General features: G+C 63.5%; 21 protein-coding genes. 18 read left to right on the top strand and 3 right to left on the bottom strand.

Translation table 11 applies throughout. The features are described from left to right. Nucleotides 1-151: 151 nt before the first annotated feature. The 11 genes from FLQ03_RS17330 (at nucleotide 152) to FLQ03_RS17280 (ending at nucleotide 6,814) form a co-directional block, all read left to right on the top strand. Nucleotides 152-676, top strand: coding sequence for a GspH/FimT family pseudopilin (locus FLQ03_RS17330; RefSeq protein WP_144372101.1), 525 nt, complete (start codon nucleotides 152-154; stop codon nucleotides 674-676). After that, nucleotides 677-1,258 (top strand): type IV pilus modification protein PilV, encoded by a 582-nt coding sequence (pilV, locus tag FLQ03_RS17325; RefSeq protein ID WP_144372100.1) that lies wholly within the window; start codon nucleotides 677-679, stop codon nucleotides 1,256-1,258. Nucleotides 1,259-1,263: 5 nt separating this feature from the next. Next, nucleotides 1,264-1,971, top strand: a complete 708-nt coding sequence (locus tag FLQ03_RS17320; RefSeq protein WP_144372099.1) for a PilW family protein — start codon at nucleotides 1,264-1,266, stop codon at nucleotides 1,969-1,971. Next, nucleotides 1,968-2,384, top strand: coding sequence for a pilus assembly PilX family protein (locus FLQ03_RS17315; protein ID WP_144372098.1), 417 nt, complete (start codon nucleotides 1,968-1,970; stop codon nucleotides 2,382-2,384). The genes FLQ03_RS17320 and FLQ03_RS17315 overlap by 4 nt, the downstream gene beginning before the upstream one ends. Before the next feature lie 14 nt (nucleotides 2,385-2,398). Next, nucleotides 2,399-2,827, top strand: coding sequence for a type IV pilin protein (locus FLQ03_RS17310; RefSeq protein WP_144372097.1), 429 nt, complete (start codon nucleotides 2,399-2,401; stop codon nucleotides 2,825-2,827). Nucleotides 2,828-2,973: 146 nt separating this feature from the next. Next, the gene (locus tag FLQ03_RS17305) at nucleotides 2,974-3,414 is read left to right on the top strand and encodes a ProQ/FINO family protein (RefSeq protein ID WP_144372096.1); all 441 of its coding nucleotides are present in this window, start codon (nucleotides 2,974-2,976) and stop codon (nucleotides 3,412-3,414) included. Nucleotides 3,415-3,487: 73 nt separating this feature from the next. Next, entirely contained in the window at nucleotides 3,488-4,024 is a 537-nt protein-coding gene (locus FLQ03_RS17300; RefSeq protein WP_144372095.1) for a macro domain-containing protein, read from the top strand. A 121-nt stretch (nucleotides 4,025-4,145) separates the two neighbouring features. Further along, complete coding sequence (cysK, locus tag FLQ03_RS17295; RefSeq protein WP_144372094.1) at nucleotides 4,146-5,081, top strand: cysteine synthase A; 936 nt, start codon at nucleotides 4,146-4,148, stop codon at nucleotides 5,079-5,081. Between the two features lie 481 nt (nucleotides 5,082-5,562). Continuing rightward, entirely contained in the window at nucleotides 5,563-5,979 is a 417-nt protein-coding gene (locus FLQ03_RS17290; protein ID WP_240802309.1) for a hypothetical protein, read from the top strand. Nucleotides 5,980-5,989: 10 nt separating this feature from the next. Next, nucleotides 5,990-6,394: a YchJ family protein gene (locus FLQ03_RS17285; RefSeq protein ID WP_144372092.1), complete on the top strand. Its 405-nt coding sequence runs from the start codon at nucleotides 5,990-5,992 to the stop codon at nucleotides 6,392-6,394. 111 nt (nucleotides 6,395-6,505) lie between these two features. Then, a complete protein-coding gene (locus FLQ03_RS17280) occupies nucleotides 6,506-6,814 on the top strand; it encodes a hypothetical protein (protein WP_144372091.1) in 309 nt (102 codons plus the stop codon). Here FLQ03_RS17280 and FLQ03_RS17275 read toward each other — a convergent pair. The 3 genes from FLQ03_RS17275 to dcd form a co-directional block, all read right to left on the bottom strand. After that, nucleotides 6,811-7,254 (bottom strand): MarR family winged helix-turn-helix transcriptional regulator, encoded by a 444-nt coding sequence (locus tag FLQ03_RS17275; RefSeq protein ID WP_144372090.1) that lies wholly within the window; start codon nucleotides 7,252-7,254, stop codon nucleotides 6,811-6,813. The two genes, FLQ03_RS17280 and FLQ03_RS17275, sit on opposite strands and share 4 nt — an antisense overlap. Next, nucleotides 7,251-7,727: a glutathione peroxidase gene (locus FLQ03_RS17270; protein WP_144372089.1), complete on the bottom strand. Its 477-nt coding sequence runs from the start codon at nucleotides 7,725-7,727 to the stop codon at nucleotides 7,251-7,253. The genes FLQ03_RS17275 and FLQ03_RS17270 overlap by 4 nt, the downstream gene beginning before the upstream one ends. Before the next feature lie 258 nt (nucleotides 7,728-7,985). Continuing rightward, nucleotides 7,986-8,555, bottom strand: coding sequence for a dCTP deaminase (dcd, locus tag FLQ03_RS17265; RefSeq protein ID WP_144372088.1), 570 nt, complete (start codon nucleotides 8,553-8,555; stop codon nucleotides 7,986-7,988). Between dcd and FLQ03_RS17260 the strand changes: the two genes are divergently transcribed. From FLQ03_RS17260 to FLQ03_RS17230, 7 genes are all read left to right on the top strand, one after another. Beyond that, nucleotides 8,548-8,763, top strand: a complete 216-nt coding sequence (locus tag FLQ03_RS17260) for a hypothetical protein (protein ID WP_144372087.1) — start codon at nucleotides 8,548-8,550, stop codon at nucleotides 8,761-8,763. The two genes, dcd and FLQ03_RS17260, sit on opposite strands and share 8 nt — an antisense overlap. A gap of 114 nt (nucleotides 8,764-8,877) precedes the next feature. Then, on the top strand, nucleotides 8,878-9,366 hold the full coding sequence (gene bfr / locus FLQ03_RS17255; protein ID WP_144372086.1) for a bacterioferritin: 489 nt from the start codon (nucleotides 8,878-8,880) through the stop codon (nucleotides 9,364-9,366). Nucleotides 9,367-9,516: 150 nt separating this feature from the next. After that, nucleotides 9,517-10,257 (top strand): response regulator, encoded by a 741-nt coding sequence (locus tag FLQ03_RS17250; protein ID WP_144372085.1) that lies wholly within the window; start codon nucleotides 9,517-9,519, stop codon nucleotides 10,255-10,257. After that, nucleotides 10,254-12,839, top strand: coding sequence for an ATP-binding protein (locus FLQ03_RS17245; protein ID WP_144372084.1), 2,586 nt, complete (start codon nucleotides 10,254-10,256; stop codon nucleotides 12,837-12,839). The genes FLQ03_RS17250 and FLQ03_RS17245 overlap by 4 nt, the downstream gene beginning before the upstream one ends. A gap of 139 nt (nucleotides 12,840-12,978) precedes the next feature. After that, nucleotides 12,979-14,253 carry an ABC transporter substrate-binding protein gene (locus FLQ03_RS17240; RefSeq protein ID WP_240802308.1) on the top strand — a complete coding sequence of 425 codons (1,275 nt, stop codon included), beginning with the start codon at nucleotides 12,979-12,981 and terminating at the stop codon, nucleotides 14,251-14,253. 79 nt (nucleotides 14,254-14,332) lie between these two features. Continuing rightward, nucleotides 14,333-15,271, top strand: a complete 939-nt coding sequence (locus FLQ03_RS17235) for a carbohydrate ABC transporter permease (protein WP_144372083.1) — start codon at nucleotides 14,333-14,335, stop codon at nucleotides 15,269-15,271. A gap of 1 nt (nucleotide 15,272) precedes the next feature. Then, nucleotides 15,273-16,109, top strand: a complete 837-nt coding sequence (locus tag FLQ03_RS17230) for a carbohydrate ABC transporter permease (RefSeq protein WP_017508800.1) — start codon at nucleotides 15,273-15,275, stop codon at nucleotides 16,107-16,109. Nucleotides 16,110-16,260: the final 151 nt, after the last annotated feature.

Genomic DNA, 16,260 nt, shown 5'->3' with positions numbered 1-16,260 from the left:
TCTGCTTTTGACAGCTGTAAACAGAATTAACGATCGGGTTTGTATCGATAGCACAGACTGCGCTACGCTGCCGGCCTGTAACAAGGTTTTTCTGTAAAAGCGCGTGGCTGTGGTTTGACCGGCTGCGCTAGACTGGAGTATCTGTCGCGCGATGGCGGGTCGGTTCAAGATGAGAAGGCTGCGGGGTTTTACATTGGTGGAGATGATCATCGTGGTGGCCATTATTGCCATCGTGATGTCGTACGCGGTGCCGGCGTACAACCGCTTTGTGGCGCAGAACAAGGTGCAGTCGTTTGCCTACGCGCTGGCGGCGGATCTGGGGCAGGCGCGCTCCGAGGCCATCCGGCGTGGTGCCGACGTGACGGTATGCGCCGCCTCGCAGAGCACCGCCACCAGCTGCGGTACGGCCGCACAGTGGAACCAGAACTGGATCATGCTGGTCCGCACCGGGGGCGCCAGCGGTACGGTACTGAAAGTGCACCAGGCCGAAGCCGGTGCCGTGGCGTCGGCCAGTCTGGCCGGTTTGCGCTTTGCTCCCAGTGGCCAGGTGAAGTCCGACGCCAGCAATGCGCGTATCAATAGTAGTGACGGTGTCGTGGTGTTCCGCAATAGCGACAGCACCGTGTCGGCCACGGTCACCATTGCGCCGTATGGCAGTATCAAGGTGGGTAACTGAATGAACAGCAAGGCGTCACAGCAAGGCTTTGCCTTCGTCGAGCTGCTGGTGTCGGTGGTGATCATCGGCTTCGGCCTGCTGGCGGTATCGATGCTGCAGACCAATGCGTTGCAATCCACGCGGCTGGCTTATCTGCGCGCCAGCGCCGGAGAGCTGGCGCTGGCTTACGCCGAGCGGGTACGTGCCAATACCGGCGACAATATCTATGTCTACGACGAAGACAATAACCTCTATCGCCTCGCCTCGGCGGTGGGTTGCTACCTTAACGCCGCTTCCAGTACCAGCCTGAGCGGGGCTTCTACCATGTGCGGGGCGGTGAGCGCCAGCCAGTCGGCCATTGCCACGGCGGACGATAACGACATGGACACCTGGATCAACAATGCCAGCGCCGTATTGCCGTCCGGTACCTGGAGCCTGAACCTGATGCGCAACGGCGCGGTGGCCAGCGGCATCACGGCGGCCAATTGCGATTATTCGCTGGCTTCCGGTTCTGCAGCCAACCAACCTTGTGCATTCCAGGTGGTCATCAACTGGCAAGACCCGCGCACCGGCGCGGCCAGCCTTAGCTACGTGTTCAGGTAAACGCCATGAAGACAAGACAATACGGTCTGACCATGGTCGAGCTGATGGTATCGCTGGTACTGTCGCTGTTCCTGATCCTGGTAGCAGCGCAGTTCTTCATCGCCAACAAGAGCACCTATCGCACGCAGCAGGCCCAAGCCGACGTGCAGGAGCGTGGCCGCTTTGCCATATCGTGGCTGGGGCAGCAGATCCGTCAGGCCGGGTACGCGGCCAACTCCGAAATTGCCACCAGCTTTGCCACACTGTACCCGGCTACCAATGCCAGTGGCAGTGCTCTGGCGATGCAGGCCTCGCAGCTGTTTGCCGGTACTTCGTCCACCTTGCAGTTGCGGGTGCGCGGTGCCGACGACGGCAATATCGTCGATTGTAGCGGCCAGGGGCTGACACAAAACGCGTCGCGAACGCATGTGATTGATCGTAGCGGCACCAGCCTGCGTTGCGATGGTAACGAAGTGGTGCCTGGTGTGACACAGCTGGTGTTCCAGTACGGGCAAGACACCACCGGCGATCGTATTCCCGATGGCTACGTTGCCGCGCCACCGGCGTCGGCGGTGTACGCTATCCGCGTGTGCATGGTGGTGGAGTCACTGGAAAACAATGTGGCGCCGTCGGCGGTGAGCTTTACCGACTGCAACAACGCGGCCAGCAGTACCAGTAATAACCGGATCGCCAAGGTGTTCCGCACCTCGGTTTACGTGAGGAATGCGCCATGAGCCGGATGCAGCAACGCGGCTTTTCGCTGTTGGTGGTGATGGTGTTCCTGCTGGTGCTGGGCCTGCTGGGTTTTGCCGTCACCAAGAGTGCCATCGTGCAGGAGAAGATTGCCGGTAACCTGCGCGAAAAAAACGTGGCTTTTTTTGCCGCCGAAGCGGCGCTGCGCGAAGGCGAGATCTACCTGGGCACGGCCGATGACCTCAGTAATATCACCGCTTCGGTGCCATTGCCGTCACGCGCCACGGTCTCGCCTCTGGGTGGGGCGTCGTCCAGCTATACCATCAGTTGCGTCAACAACTGCACGGCCTCGGGCGGTAAGGTGTATTACCGTATCCAGGCCAGCGCCACCGGCTTGCGCAACGACCCGAACTCGGTAACGGCGCTGGAATCAGTGGTATCGGTAGAAGAATGAACGCGGAGACAAACATGAAACAACAGGGCTTTACCCTGATCGAGCTGGTCATTGTGGTGGCGATTGTCGGTATTCTTACCAGCATTGCCATGCCGCTGTACCGCGACTACGTGATTCGCGCCAACCGTACCGAGGCCAAGACCGCGCTGGCCGCGGTGGCGCTGGCGCAGGAGCGCTACTATTCGGCCAACAATACGTATAGCACCACGCTGGCGTCGCTAGGCTCGGTGATGGGCATTGCCAGCAGTGGCCTGACCGAAAACGGTTACTACAACATCAGCATCGCGGCGGCCAGCCCGACTGTCGGTTACACCCTTAGTGCCACGCCGCAAAGCAAGGCCGGGCAGAATACCGACAAGTGCAATATCCTGACGCTAACCAATACTGGTCTGAAGGGCGTGACCAGCGCCACCAGTGGCTATACTGCGGCCAACTGTTGGTAAGCGGTGTCATGCGGCTGGCGTCTGGGCGCCGGCTGCATTAAGATAGCCCCCTTTTTGCCGGATGGCGTCGCCGTCCGCACGTGCCGATACTGAAAGGACTGCGCGCAAACCTGCTTTGCCCGGTGACCTGAACCATGAAAAACGCCATGAAACCGAATAATGAAACAGCACTGGGTGCGGCACTGAAGACGGCCGTACAAAGCCTGAGCAAGAAAAGCCAGACCGAGATGATCGCCGCTCACGTCTACGCCAAGTACGACGTGTTCAAACGCTTCCTGCCGCTGGCGCTGGGCATCCACGAGGCGCTGATCGCCGAACTGCCGCAGTTCGACGCCCAACTGGTGGCCCGCGTGCTGGCCAACCACTGCCGCCGTCAGCGCTACATCAAGTCGCTGGCCCGTGGCGGCAAGCGCTTCGACCTGGCGATGAAGCCGGTCGGCGTAGTCAGCGCCGAAGAAAAAGCCGCTGCCGAGCGCATGGTGCAGCCACGCCCGGCCAAGACCGACGCTGCAGCGCCGGTTGCCGCCGAGGTACCGGCTGCCGAAGCCGTGGTCGCCGAAGCCGCCAAGACCGACAGCGCGGAATAATCCGCGCAGCGGCCAGACAACCCCTCCCGATACGGCGAGGGGTTTTGTTTTTTCAGCAAGGACAAAACCAAGCATGCTGACACGTCAACACGGCGTCACCATCGAATTGTGGCGCGGCGATATCACCCGGCTGGCGGTAGACGCCATCGTCAATGCGGCCAACCGTGGCTTGCGTGGCGGCGGCGGGGTGGACGGTGCCATCCATCGAGCTGCCGGCCCCGGCATGCTGCAGGCCTGTTTGCAGCACGGCTTTTGCCCGGTGGGCGAGGTACGGGTAACGCCCGGTTTCGCGCTGCCGGCACGCTGGGTGTTTCATACCGTCGGCCCGGTATGGCGCGGTGGCGACGAGGACGAAGCCGCCCAGCTGGCGCTGTGTTACCGCCATTGCCTAGACGAAGCGGCCAACCGTGGCGTGCGCGAGCTGGCGTTCCCGGCCATCAGTTGCGGCGTATACGGTTACCCGGCGCTGGCGGCGATGAGCGTGGCGTGGCAGGCCATTACCGAATGGTTGGCCGCAGCACCGGCGCATGAGCTGCAGCGCATCGTGCTGGTGGCTTACGACGACGCGGTATGGCAAGCCGGCTGCCGCGTGATGCCCGGCATCTCGTGAGTGCCGGTTATAGGCAAGCGTTCGAAACTTATCAAAAAACGGTATTAGGCAGCCCGGGTGTGACTGTATAGAATTGCTCAGCATAACGGCCTGCGCCGTGCGCTCAACAGGAGAATAAACAATGCGTATTGCTTCTTCCGTCACCGACCTCATCGGCAACACGCCGCTGGTGCGCCTGAACCGTGTCACCGAAGGCGCCGGCGCCACCGTGGTGGCCAAGCTGGAGTTCTTTAACCCCGGCCACAGCGTGAAAGACCGCATTGCGGTAGCGATGATCGATGCCGCCGAGCAAGACGGCAAGATCGGCCCCGGCACCGTGATCGTGGAGCCCACCTCCGGCAACACCGGTATCGGCCTGGCCATGGTGTGCGCGGCGCGCGGTTACAAGCTGATCATCACCATGCCGGAAACCATGAGCCGCGAGCGCCGCCAGCTGCTGCGCGCCTACGGTGCCGAGCTGGTACTGACCCCCGGCCCGGACGGCATGGGCGGTGCCATCGCCAAAGCCCGCGAGATCGTGGCGGCCAACCCCGACACCCACTTCATGCCGCAACAGTTTGAAAACCCGGCCAACCCCGAGATCCACCGCAACACCACCGCCGAAGAAATCTGGCGCGATACCGACGGCCAGGTGGATATTCTGGTAGCCGGCGTCGGCACCGGCGGTACCATCACCGGCGTGGGCGAAGTGCTGAAAGCGCGCAAGCCGGGCGTACAGATCGTGGCGGTAGAGCCGGATGCGTCGCCGGTGCTGTCTGGTGGTGCCAAGGGCCCGCACCCGATCCAGGGCATCGGCGCCGGCTTTGTGCCGCCCATTCTCAATACCGGCATCTACGACGAAATCATCCGCGTCGGCAACGATGACGCGTTCGAGACCGCTCGTGCCGTGGCTAGCCAGGAAGGTGTACTGGTGGGCATCTCGTCCGGCGCCGCCGTGTGGGCCGCGCTGCAGCTGGCCAAGCGCCCGGAAAATGCTGGCAAGCTGATCGTGGTGGTCATTCCGTCGTTCGGCGAGCGTTACCTGTCGACCGCGCTGTTCCAGCATCTGGCCGACTGATCATCCGCTCACCGTGTGCCTACACCCCGCCGCCAGGATAATGCTGGTCAGTTAGTCGAATGTACTTGGCTATCAATTGGTAAGGCGTGAGTGCGGCGCCCCATCCCGTTGGCGCGAGCCGGTCAAAACGGTGCGCCCCAGGTTTTAAGACGCCGATTTGTTTGAGCCCCGAGCCGTTAGCGAGGGGCGAGTTCGGCGGCGCCTGGGGCGTGCCGTTTTGACCGGGGTTTCGAGCAGCCCCGGGTTGCGGGGGAATGAAAAGGGGGCGGCAATCCGCCCCCTTTCCCGTCTGCCGGGCGGAACCGGCATCTAATCATCGTCCGCATAGCGGACACACTAGCGTACTTCAACGCAACAAACCTCTAACCAAAAAAACGCCAGTCAGCGTTAACTGACTGGCACCCCACCGCCAGGCGGGGTTTTTGCATTCAGCGATAGGGCAGGGCAGCGCCAGTGCGCAATCCCGATTACAATGCCACACATGAAACGATTGCTTCTGATGCTGTCTCTGCTGTGGCTGGCCGGTTGCGCCAGCTTGCCGCAGCTGGGCGGCGGCGGCCATGCCGCTGCCGACGTGCTGATGCGCGAAGCGCAGCAACTGGCGCCGCGCGTGGGCAAGGGCGAGCTTACCCGCGTGCAGGTGGCCGACAAGCTGGACGCGCTGCGCCAGCAGCAGGTTGGCCGCAACGCGGTGGACGACGACGTGTTCCGCACCTATCGCCGTATCGCCCAGCAGCGCGACGCCGGCCAGATCGACAGTGCCCGTGCCCAGAAACAGATGGAAGACCGTCTGGAGATGTGGCAACGGCGCTGGCCCACGCTGCCGGACAAACCCGCCAACCCGGCTTTTACCCAGTTCCTGCTCAAGCTCTACAGCCTGCCGCCTTTGCCGCGCTGACCCTTGCCTGATGAAAAAGACCCCTGCCAGTACTGGCTGCCATTGCGGCCAACCGTTGCCTTACGCCGCTTGTTGCGGCCGCTACCACCACGGCGAGTTACCCGCACGCGCCGAACAGCTGATGCGCTCGCGCTATAGCGCCTTTGTGCTGCAGCTGGAACCCTACCTGCTGCAAAGCTGGGCCAGCGACACGCGCCCCGTCAGCCTGGACCTGAGTGCCGACGACGGCGTGAAGTGGCTGGGCTTGCAGGTATTGGCTACCTCGGGCGGTGCAGAGGGGGACGATAGCGGCACCGTGGAGTTCGTGGCGCGCTACAAGGTGTGCGGCCGCGCCTACCGCTTGCACGAAACCAGCCGCTTTCGCCGTGAAGACGGCGCCTGGCGCTATATCGATGGCGATCTGCATCAGGGCTAGTGCTTGACCTAAGTGCTTGATGGCGATCATTTTTTATCGCTATCGGGCTGGGAATGTTGGCCGCGTGTGCCATGCTGGAACGGGCATCTGCCCGGAAAGCGGAGGTGACACGTGAACGATACCCTGCATGACTTCATCGCCCAGCTGGAACGCCACCAGGCCGAAGGGCGCGACCTGGGCCAGCTGTTGTCCGTCGACCCGGTGCGCCAGCTGGCGTTACCACTCAATCACCAGACTTGCAGCCAGCTGCGTGCCATGGCGCAGGTGTTCCAGTGTGACGAGGCCTTGCTGGCGTCGGCCATTCTGGCCGGTGCGCTGCGTCACATGCAGCAGCATCTGGACGAAGACCTGGACGCGCTGGCCAGGCTGGCGCGCGAGGCGCTGGACAGCCCGTGCCAGGCAGCCAGCGAAGCCATCTAGCCCGGTTTCCCCTGCAGCAGCATGGTCAGTTGCTGCAGGGTTTGTCGCAGCATGGCCGATTCGGCCTCGCGGCCTTCCGCGCCGTAGCGGCAGCGCATCGCCTGCGGGATGGCGGCGGCCTTTTCCTCCAGCGCCTTGCCAGCCTCGCTTAGCCACACTTCCACCCGTCGCTCATCGTCGCTGGCGCGCCGCCGCTGCAGCAGGCCGGCGGCCTCCAGCCGCTTCAACAACGGTGTCAGGGTGCCGGAATCCAGCAGCAGGCGCTCGCCCAGCTGCTTGATGCTGGCGCCATCCTGCTCCCATAGCACCAGCAGCACCAAGTATTGCGGGTAGGTCAGCCCCAACGCCCCCAGCAGCGGCTGGTAGGCCTGGGTCATGCTGCGGCTGGCCGCGTACAGCGCAAAGCACAGCTGCCGGTCCAGTTGCAGTTCCGGTGTCATAGCAGGCGCTCGATCTCGCTGCGCAGCGCTTCCGGTTTGGTGCGCGGGCCGAAGCGGCCAACCACGCGCCCCTGGCGGTCCAGCAGGAACTTGGTGAAGTTCCACTTGATGGCACGGGTGCCCAGAATGCCGGCTTTCTGCTGCTTCAGGTATTGCCACAGCGGGTCGGCATTGGCGCCGTTGACGTCGATCTTGGCCGCCATCTTGAAGCTGACGCCGTAGTTTTTCTGGCAAAAGCTGCCGATGGCTTCGGCGCCGCCGGGTTCCTGCTTGCCGAACTGGTTGCAGGGGAAGCCGATCACCGCCAGGCCTTTGTCGCCCAGCTCGCGGTGAAGCGCTTCCAGGCCTTCGTACTGGTAGGTAAAGCCGCATTCGCTGGCGGTATTCACCAGCAGCAGTACCTTGCCCTGGTAGTCGGCCAGCTGGATGTCGCCGCCCAGCAGGGCGGGCACGCGATATTGATAGACAGACATGGTGTTTACTCTGATTGTAAAAAATTAAATTGTACACAATTGAAATGGCAAAAAAAAGAGCGATGCGGCAAGGGGGAACCACAACGCTCAGAAGAAACGGCTTGCTGTGCCCAGGGCGGCTGCTTGCAGCGCGCCCTGAATTCATCCTAGACCAGGGTAGGGAAATTGCGAGGCTTAAATACGGCCGCCGCGGCAGGCTGCCGCCATGAAAAAAGCCTGCTGGCGTTGCCGGCAGGCCTGGTGTGGAGAGCGGGGGGATCAGGGGCGCGGCAGGGTAACGCCAACCTGGCCCATGTATTTGCCGGCGCGGTCCTTGTACGACACGTCGCAGATTTCGTCCGATTCGAAGAACAGTACCTGCGCCACGCCTTCGTTGGCGTAGATCTTGGCCGGCAGCGGTGTGGTGTTGGAAAACTCCAGCGTGACGTAGCCTTCCCATTCCGGTTCGAACGGGGTGACGTTGACGATGATGCCGCAGCGGGCGTAGGTGGATTTACCCAGGCACACGGTCAGCACCGAGCGCGGAATGCGGAAGTATTCCACGGTACGGGCCAGCGCAAAGCTGTTGGGCGGGATGATGCAGTAGCCCTTGCCGGAGACTTCCACGAAGGAGTCGGGGTCGAAGTTTTTCGGGTCGACGATGGTGCTGTTGATATTGGTGAACACCTTGAATTCGTCCGCGCAGCGGATATCGTAGCCGTAGCTGGAGGTGCCGAACGAGATCACCTTTTCGCCGTTCACGTTCTTGACCTGGTCGTATACAAACGGCTCGATCATGCCGTGTTCTTCGGCCATGCGGCGAATCCACTTGTCGGATTTGATGCTCATCTTGTTCGCTTTCGTGCTGATTTTGGCGGATCAGCCGGATTTTACTGCCCACACACCGGCGGCGCTACCATCATTCATCGCATCACGCCAGTACGTGGCGCGGCATGGTAGCGGCATGGCGCGTTCGCTTCAGGCAAATGCTTTGCTTGCGAATTGCTTTATTGATTGTTTTATTGGTTTTTTGTGCCATCAAGTGGCAAAACAATAGCGATGTTGATAATTTTATTGCGAATAATTCGCAAAAATCCACCATGACAGCATGGCAGGCCTGTACTAGAATCCCCGTATTCGAGACTTCACCGCTTTTACAGGGGCACACATCATGCAAGGCAACCCGAAAATCATCGACCTGCTGAACGAACTGCTGGCAGAAGAGCTGTCCGCCGCCGACCAGTACTTCGTGCACGCAGAAATGTACAAGGACTGGGGCCTGAACAAGCTGTTTGCCCGCATCGACCACGAGCGCGAGGACGAGCTGGAACACGCCCGCACCCTGATTGCCCGCATCCTGTTCCTGGGCGGCAAGCCCAACGTGGCCAAGCGCGTGCCGATCGTGATCGGTGACGACGTACCGTCGATGCTCAAAAGCGATCTGGACGTGGAATACCGCGTGGCTGCCGCGCTGAAAGACGTGATCGCCGTCTGTGAACAGGAGCGCGACTACATCACCCGCGAACAGCTGATGGTGCTGCTGGAAGAAACCGAAAACGACCACGCGCACTGGCTGGAACAGCAGATCAAGCTGATCGATCTGGTGGGACTGGCCAATTACCAGCAATCGCAAATCGCCGGTGACGCCAGCGCCAGCTAAGCCCGATTGGCCGCCGTATGCGGCCAACCTTGTCCCGTACCCTGCCTGCTGCTGCACGCAGGGTTTTTTATTGCCTTCGATTTGAAATAATTGAAACACACGGCACGCCGCTTTCTGTTAAACCTGATGGCAAAAAACAGGGAGACAACAATGGACGACAGGCATGCCGTGTTGATCGTGGACGACGAGGCCGATATCCGCGACTGGCTGGCCGAGCTGCTGCAGGATTGCGGCTACGCGGTAGTGGGGGCGGCCAACGGCCGCGACATGCAGGCAGCGCTGCAACAGCACAGTTTTGCACTGGTGGTGCTGGACCTGCGGCTGAAGGGCGAAGACGGCCTGCAGCTGGCGCGTACGCTGCGTGCGCAGTCGGCGGTGCCCATCATCATGATGAGCGGCAAGGGCGACGAAACCGACCGCGTGCTGGGGCTGGAGCTGGCTGCCGACGATTACCTGACCAAACCGTTTTCCGGCCGCGAATTCCTGGCCCGCGTGCGCGCCGCGCTGCGCCGTGCCACCGAGCTGTCGCTGCCCATGCTGCGCAAGCCGGGCGAAGCGCACGAATGCTACTGCTTTCACGACTGGATTCTGGACACCACCGCGCGCGAGCTGCGCCATAGCAAGGGCGGCGAGCCGTGCGCGCTCACCCAGGGCGAATATGCACTGTTGGCCGCGCTAGTACGCCACCCGGGCCGCGTCTGGAGCCGCGAGCAGCTGCTGGAGCAAACCCGCGGCCTGGATACCGAAGTGTTCGACCGCACCATCGACGTACTGATCCTGCGCCTGCGCCGCAAGATCGAACCCAACCCGCGCCTGCCGGCGCTGATCTGCACCGAGCGCGGCGCCGGCTACGTGTTTCGCGCCAGCGTCAGCAAGACCCAGCCGGCATGATCCCCACCCTGTTGCAGCAGCTGCGTACCCAACCCATCCGTGCCCGGCTGCAGGCCGCTTTCGTGCTGCTGTTCGTGCTGATGCTGGTGGTGATCGTGGTCAGCGTCAGCGCCATGCGCAACACGCTGGACACGCTGACCGGCTTTCGCGAGGAAGTGATGCCGGAGCTGGCCCGCGTGCTGGAGCTGGCCGAAAAAGTATCGCAAATTGCCGCCATTGCGCCGTCGCTGGCCGACAGCTATGCGCCGGAAACGCTGTCGCGTGACATCAACCGGCTGCAGGCGCTGACACGCGAAATCCGCCAGCTGTCGCAAAACCTGCCGCCGGAGGCCGACCGCCAGCTGGCGGTCAGCAGCATGCTGGAAGGCGCCGAGCGCGACCTGTCGCAGTTGCTGCTGCTGTCGGCGCAGCGCCGCCGCAGCCAGCAAATCCTGAACACCTATCTGGCGCGGCTGGACGAGCTGGGCGGCAGGTTGGCCGCGCAGCACGCCGCCCAGGCACGGCGCGCCCCCACGCTGATTCCGCTGTGGCAAACGCTGCTGGCGGTGCCGCTGTCGCGCGACCGTGCCCGGCTGGGCGAGCTGGAAGCCAGCGCCGAAGCACTGATGCTGGCGATGGCGCGCCGTGGCGAAAGCGCCCAATTGCCGGACTGGCTGGTGGTAGAGCTGGAGGTGATGGTACAGGCGCCGCAAAACCTGTTCGAGCAGCAGCGCGAGCTCACCGAAAGTGGCGAGCGCATTGCCGTGTTGCTGCAGCTGTACCGCAGCAACGCCGAGCACCTTAGCCGCCGCACCGCCAGCTACGTGCAGGCCATCCGTCAGCAGGCGGACGACCGCAGCGGCCAGATGGCTACCGAAATCCGTTCCGGCAGCAGCAGCGCCTTGCTGTTGGCCGCCATCGGCGTGGCGGTGGCCATGCTGGCCGCTGCCTATGTGCGCCGCGTGGCGCAGCGCATGCAGGCCATCTCCAGCGTGATGAGCCGGCTTGCCGGTGGCGATACCGAACAGCTGACGCCGGCCACCGAGCAGGCCGACGAAATCGGCGACCTGGCGCGCGCGTTCCAGGTATTCCGCGACAATCTGCTGGAAAAGCAGCGCCTGTCGCACGGCATCGAAGCGCAGCGCCGCCTGCTGCAGACGGTATTTCGCAGCATGCACGACGGCCTGTCGGTATACGACGAAGACGGCAAACTGATGGTGTGGAACCCGCAGTTCCCGGCGCAGCTGGGCATGGCGCCCGATTGCCTGCACAGCGGCATGCCGTACACCGCGCTGCGCGCCGCCATGCCGGCCGGCACCCGCTGGGAAGCGGTGGCTGGCGACACCGTGGCGCGGCCGGACGACAGCCACCGCATCGCCAGCCACGCCGAGCTGCACCTGCCCGGCGGCCGGGTGCTGGAGTTCATGAGCCACGCCATGCCGGAAGGCGGCTGGGTGGCGGTATGCCGCGATGTCTCGGCGCGCCGCGCCGCCGAGGCGCAGCTGCAGCAGATGCAGAAAATGGAAGTGCTGGGCCAGCTTACCGGCGGTGTGGCGCACGACTTCAACAATATCCTGATCGCCATCCTGGGCAACCTGGAGCTGCTGGAGCAGCGCGCCGACCTGCCGGCCGAGGCGCGGCAGCGGCTGGAGCGCGCCCAGGCGGCGGCCAACAAGGCGGCGGCGCTGACGCGGCGGCTGCTGGCCTTTGCCCGCCGCCAGCCCTTGTGTACCGAGCGGGTGGACGTAGGCGACATGCTGTTCGAGATGCTGGATCTGGTGGAATACAGCGTCAGCGACGGCATTCGCGTCAGCGTGGACGCGCCGGAAGGCCTGGTGGTACAGGTAGACCGCGGCCAACTGGAAAACGCCATCCTCAACCTGGCGCTGAATGCGGCGCAGGCGATGGGCGAGCAGGGCAGCCTGCAACTGCGGGTGGGCCGCATCCAGCGTGACGGCCGCGACTGGGTGGCCATCAATGTGCAGGACGACGGGCCGGGCATTCCGCCCGAGGTACTGCCACACGTGCTGGAGCCGTTCTTTACCACCAAGGCGCAGGGCAAGGGCAGCGGGCTGGGCTTGTCCATCGTGTACGGTTTCGTGAAGCAGAGTGGCGGCGAGCTGGCTATCCACAGCCGGCAGGGCGAGGGTACCACCGTGTGCATCGAGCTGCCGGCCAGCGCCGGCCAGTGCAGCCCGCAAGCCTGCGCCAGTGCGCTGCCAGCGGTACTGCCCGCCCGCCACGTATTGCTGGTGGAAGACGACGCCGACGTGCGCGATACCGCGCAGCAACAGTTGGCCGCACTGGGTGCCCGCGTCAGCGTGTTTGCCAGCGAGGCGGCGCTGCTGGGCTGGCTGGCGGCCGGCGGCGAGGCCGACCTGGTGCTGTCCGACATCATGCTGGGCGAGGGCGGCGACGGCGTGCGCTTGTACCGTACGCTGCAGGCGGCTTACCCCGCGCTTCCGGTGGTACTCACCTCCGGCCTGCCGCCCGAGCACCACGCCCGCCGCAGCGACTGGCCGGCCGGGGTGGCGTTTCTGGCCAAGCCTTATCGCCGTGACGATCTGGCCCGCCTGTTGGCCTGGGCACCGCTGGCACCATGAGCGATGTTGCAATTGTTAATGGCATCGGCATGGCGATGAAATTGCGCATTAACGTTTCCGCGTTTACATGGCAGGGCGACGGCACGCAGCCGGCCTGTTTGGCCGCTGGCGTGCGGCCAACAACACAACGAGGAGACGCATGATGAAATACAGCCTGATCAGTGCTGCCGTGATGATGACCCTGGCCGCCGGTGCCCAGGCCGCCCCGCTGAAGATTTCCTGCGGTGCCGTGGGCCAGGAGCTGGAACTGTGCAAGCAGTCGGTGGCGGAGTGGAGCAAGAAAACCGGCAACGACGTGCAAGTGGTGTCCACCCCCAACGATTCCAACGAGCGCTTGGCGCTGTACCAGCAGATCCTCGGTAGCGGCTCCGACAAGATCGACGTGTTCCAGATCGACGTGGTGTGGCCCGGCATCCTGGCCAACCATCTGCTGGACCTGAAACCGTACACCAACGGTGCCGAGAAGCAGCACTTCGCCGGCATCGTCAGCAACAACACCATTGGCGGCCGACTGCTGGCCATGCCGTGGTTTACCGACGCCGGCGTGCTGTACTACCGCAAAGACTTGCTGGAGAAATACAAACAGCCGGTACCCAAGACCTGGGAAGAGCTGACCGCCAGCGCCAAAAAGATCCAGGACGCCGAGCGCGCAGCCGGCAACGACAAGATGTGGGGCTTTGTGTGGCAGGGCCGTGCCTACGAAGGCCTGACTTGCGACGCGCTGGAGTGGGTGGTGAGCTACAAGGGCGGCACCATCATCGACGCCGCCAGCGGCAAACCCACCATCAATAACCCGCAAGCGGTGAAGGCGCTGACCACCGCCGCCGGCTGGGTGGGCACCATCACGCCGAAGGCAGTACTGAACTACGGCGAAGAAGAAGCGCGCGGCGTGTTCCAGGCCGGTAACGCGGTGTTCATGCGCAACTGGCCGTACGCCTGGGCGCTGGCACAAAAGCCGGATAGCGCAGTGAACGGCAAGGTCGGCGTGGTGGCCCTGCCCAAGGGCGGCGCCGATGGCCGCAACGCTGCCACACTGGGCGGCTGGCAGCTGGCAGTGTCCAAGTACTCCAAGAACCAGAAGCTGGCCGCCGAACTGGTGACCTACCTCACCAGCAGCAGCGTGCAGAAAATGCGTGCCATCAACGGTTCCTACAACCCCACCATCGCCGCGCTGTACCGCGACCCGGACGTGCTGAAGGCCAACCCGTTCTTTGGCGAGCTGTACAACACTTTCACCAGCGCCGTGGGCCGCCCGTCCTCGGTATCGGCTGCCCGTTACAACCAGGTGAGCAACCAGTTCTGGAATGCCACCCACGACGTGTTGTCCGGCAAGACCGACGCCAAGACCTCGCTGGCGCAGCTGGACGCCCAGCTGAAGCGCCTGGCACCGCAAGGTTTCAGCGCCGCCAAGTAAGCCCCTGCCTGTCCTGACCGGGGCAGCCCGGTTGCGGCCAACCTTGGCCGTAGCCGGTGCCTGCCTCGCGGAGAACCCTATGTCTAGCCCAACCCTGACCGCCACCTTGCCGGCGGGCGGTGCCTTGTCGTCGCTGCAGCGCAGCCGGCAGCGCATGGCCTGGCTGCTGGTGTTGCCCAGCCTGCTGGTGCTGCTGGCCATCGCCGGCCTGCCGCTGGCGCGTACTTTTTTCATGAGCCTGACCGACGCCCAGCTGTCCGACCTGTCGGCGCGGCAGTTTGTCGGCCTGGCCAACTACATCGGCGACGCCGGCGTGCTGGCCGACCCGCAATGGTGGGAGGCGGTGCGCAACACACTGTGGTTTGCGCTGCTGTCGGTATCGCTGGAAACGGTGTTCGGCCTGGGCGTGGCGCTGATGCTGAACCACCCGTCGCCGCTGAAGGCGCTGTTGCGCGCCGCCGTGCTGGTACCGTGGGCCATCCCCACCGTGGTATCGGCCAAGATGTGGACCTGGATGCTGCACGACCAGTTTGGCGTCATCAACGCCATGCTGCTGTCGGCCGGCCTGATCGACGCGCCGCTGGCGTGGACCGCCGACCCCGACCTGGCCTTTACCACCATCGTGCTGGTGGACGTGTGGAAGACCACGCCGTTCATGGCGCTGCTGATCCTGGCCGCGTTGCAGATGGTGCCGGGCGATTGCTACGAAGCGGCGCGCGTGGACGGCGTGCCTACCTGGTCGGTGTTCGTCAACATCACGCTGCCGCTGATCACCCCGGCGGTGCTGGTGGCGATGATCTTCCGCACGCTGGACGCGCTGCGCGTGTTCGACCTGATCTACGTGATGACGTCCAACAGCCGCAGCACCAAGAGCATGTCGGTGTACGTGCGCGAGCAACTGATCGACTTCCAGCTGGCCGGCTACGGTTCGGCCGCTGCCACGCTGCTGTTCCTGCTGATTGCGCTGATCACCCTGTGTTACATGGCGCTGGCGCGCCGCCGCATGGAGGGCCACTAAGATGCTGCCCAAACGTTTGCAGGCCACCGACCTGGCCTATTACCTGTTGCTGCCGCTGGTGCTGGCGTTTTCGCTGTACCCGTTTGCCTACGCTGTGGCCAGCTCGTTCAAGCAGGGCAGTGCGCTGTTCTCCAGCGATTTCTGGCCCAAAGTGTGGAGTGCGGCCAACTACGTGGCGGTGTTCGCCGAGCAGCCGTTCGGCCAGAACCTGCTGAACTCGGTGCTGGTAGCGGGCGGCGTGGTGCTGCTATCGCTCACCGTGTCGCTGCTGGCGGCCTACGCGCTGGGGCGGGTGCAGTTCCGTGGCCGCGGCGTGCTGATGATGACCATCCTGGGCGTGTCGATGTTTCCGCAGGTGGCCATCCTGTCCGGCCTGTTCGAGCTGATCTCGTGGCTGGGCCTGTACGACAGCCTGTGGGCACTGGTGCTGTCCGACCTGATCTTCACGTTGCCGTTTACGGTGTGGGTGCTGGTGACCTTCATGCGCGAGCTGCCGCGCGAGCTGGAAGAAGCAGCGCTGATGGACGGCGCCGGCGTGCTGACGGTGATCTTCCGCATCTTCCTGCCGCTGCTGTGGCCGGCGGTGGCGGCTACCTCGCTGCTGGCCTTCATCGCGGCGTGGAACGAGTTTCTGTTTGCGCTCACCTTCACGCTGTCCGGCGAGCAGCGCACGGTGCCGGTGGCCATTGCGCTGATCAGCGGTGCCAGCAGCTACGAACTGCCGTGGGGCAACATCATGGCCGCCTCGGTGATTGTTACCGTGCCGCTGATTGTGCTGGTGCTGATATTCCAGCGCCAGATCGTGTCGGGCCTGACTGCCGGTGCGGTAAAAGGCTGATGTGATTTCGCCATACAACGCCTGTGTATTTCCAGGGAAATAATATTGCCTGATCGCCGGCGCGAAATAGTCCGCCACCGGATAGACATAACATGATGCAAAGCCTCATGGCACAGCGGGTGTTATTTCGTGCTCCTCGTGATTTTCGTGG

The organism is Vogesella urethralis (assembly GCF_007644045.2).
In the GTDB taxonomy this organism is placed as follows: domain Bacteria; phylum Pseudomonadota; class Gammaproteobacteria; order Burkholderiales; family Chromobacteriaceae; genus Vogesella; species Vogesella urethralis.
This window is presented reverse-complemented; position numbering and strand designations above follow the sequence as displayed.

Bases quoted from the DNA above. Each gene is read 5' to 3' on its own strand.
- FLQ03_RS17330 (WP_144372101.1), top strand. From the start codon at position 152: ATGGCGGGTCGGTTCAAGATGAGAAGGCTGCGGGGTTTTACATTGGTG.
- pilV (WP_144372100.1), top strand. From the start codon at position 677: ATGAACAGCAAGGCGTCACAGCAAGGCTTTGCCTTCGTCGAGCTGCTG.
- FLQ03_RS17320 (WP_144372099.1), top strand. From the start codon at position 1,264: ATGAAGACAAGACAATACGGTCTGACCATGGTCGAGCTGATGGTATCG.
- FLQ03_RS17315 (WP_144372098.1), top strand. From the start codon at position 1,968: ATGAGCCGGATGCAGCAACGCGGCTTTTCGCTGTTGGTGGTGATGGTG.
- FLQ03_RS17310 (WP_144372097.1), top strand. From the start codon at position 2,399: ATGAAACAACAGGGCTTTACCCTGATCGAGCTGGTCATTGTGGTGGCG.
- FLQ03_RS17305 (WP_144372096.1), top strand. From the start codon at position 2,974: ATGAAACCGAATAATGAAACAGCACTGGGTGCGGCACTGAAGACGGCC.
- FLQ03_RS17300 (WP_144372095.1), top strand. From the start codon at position 3,488: ATGCTGACACGTCAACACGGCGTCACCATCGAATTGTGGCGCGGCGAT.
- cysK (WP_144372094.1), top strand. From the start codon at position 4,146: ATGCGTATTGCTTCTTCCGTCACCGACCTCATCGGCAACACGCCGCTG.
- FLQ03_RS17290 (WP_240802309.1), top strand. From the start codon at position 5,563: ATGAAACGATTGCTTCTGATGCTGTCTCTGCTGTGGCTGGCCGGTTGC.
- FLQ03_RS17285 (WP_144372092.1), top strand. From the start codon at position 5,990: ATGAAAAAGACCCCTGCCAGTACTGGCTGCCATTGCGGCCAACCGTTG.
- FLQ03_RS17275 (WP_144372090.1), bottom strand. From the start codon at position 7,254: ATGACACCGGAACTGCAACTGGACCGGCAGCTGTGCTTTGCGCTGTAC.
- FLQ03_RS17270 (WP_144372089.1), bottom strand. From the start codon at position 7,727: ATGTCTGTCTATCAATATCGCGTGCCCGCCCTGCTGGGCGGCGACATC.
- FLQ03_RS17260 (WP_144372087.1), top strand. From the start codon at position 8,548: ATGCTCATCTTGTTCGCTTTCGTGCTGATTTTGGCGGATCAGCCGGAT.
- dcd (WP_144372088.1), bottom strand. From the start codon at position 8,555: ATGAGCATCAAATCCGACAAGTGGATTCGCCGCATGGCCGAAGAACAC.
- bfr (WP_144372086.1), top strand. From the start codon at position 8,878: ATGCAAGGCAACCCGAAAATCATCGACCTGCTGAACGAACTGCTGGCA.
- FLQ03_RS17250 (WP_144372085.1), top strand. From the start codon at position 9,517: ATGGACGACAGGCATGCCGTGTTGATCGTGGACGACGAGGCCGATATC.
- FLQ03_RS17245 (WP_144372084.1), top strand. From the start codon at position 10,254: ATGATCCCCACCCTGTTGCAGCAGCTGCGTACCCAACCCATCCGTGCC.
- FLQ03_RS17240 (WP_240802308.1), top strand. From the start codon at position 12,979: ATGATGAAATACAGCCTGATCAGTGCTGCCGTGATGATGACCCTGGCC.
- FLQ03_RS17235 (WP_144372083.1), top strand. From the start codon at position 14,333: ATGTCTAGCCCAACCCTGACCGCCACCTTGCCGGCGGGCGGTGCCTTG.
- FLQ03_RS17230 (WP_017508800.1), top strand. From the start codon at position 15,273: ATGCTGCCCAAACGTTTGCAGGCCACCGACCTGGCCTATTACCTGTTG.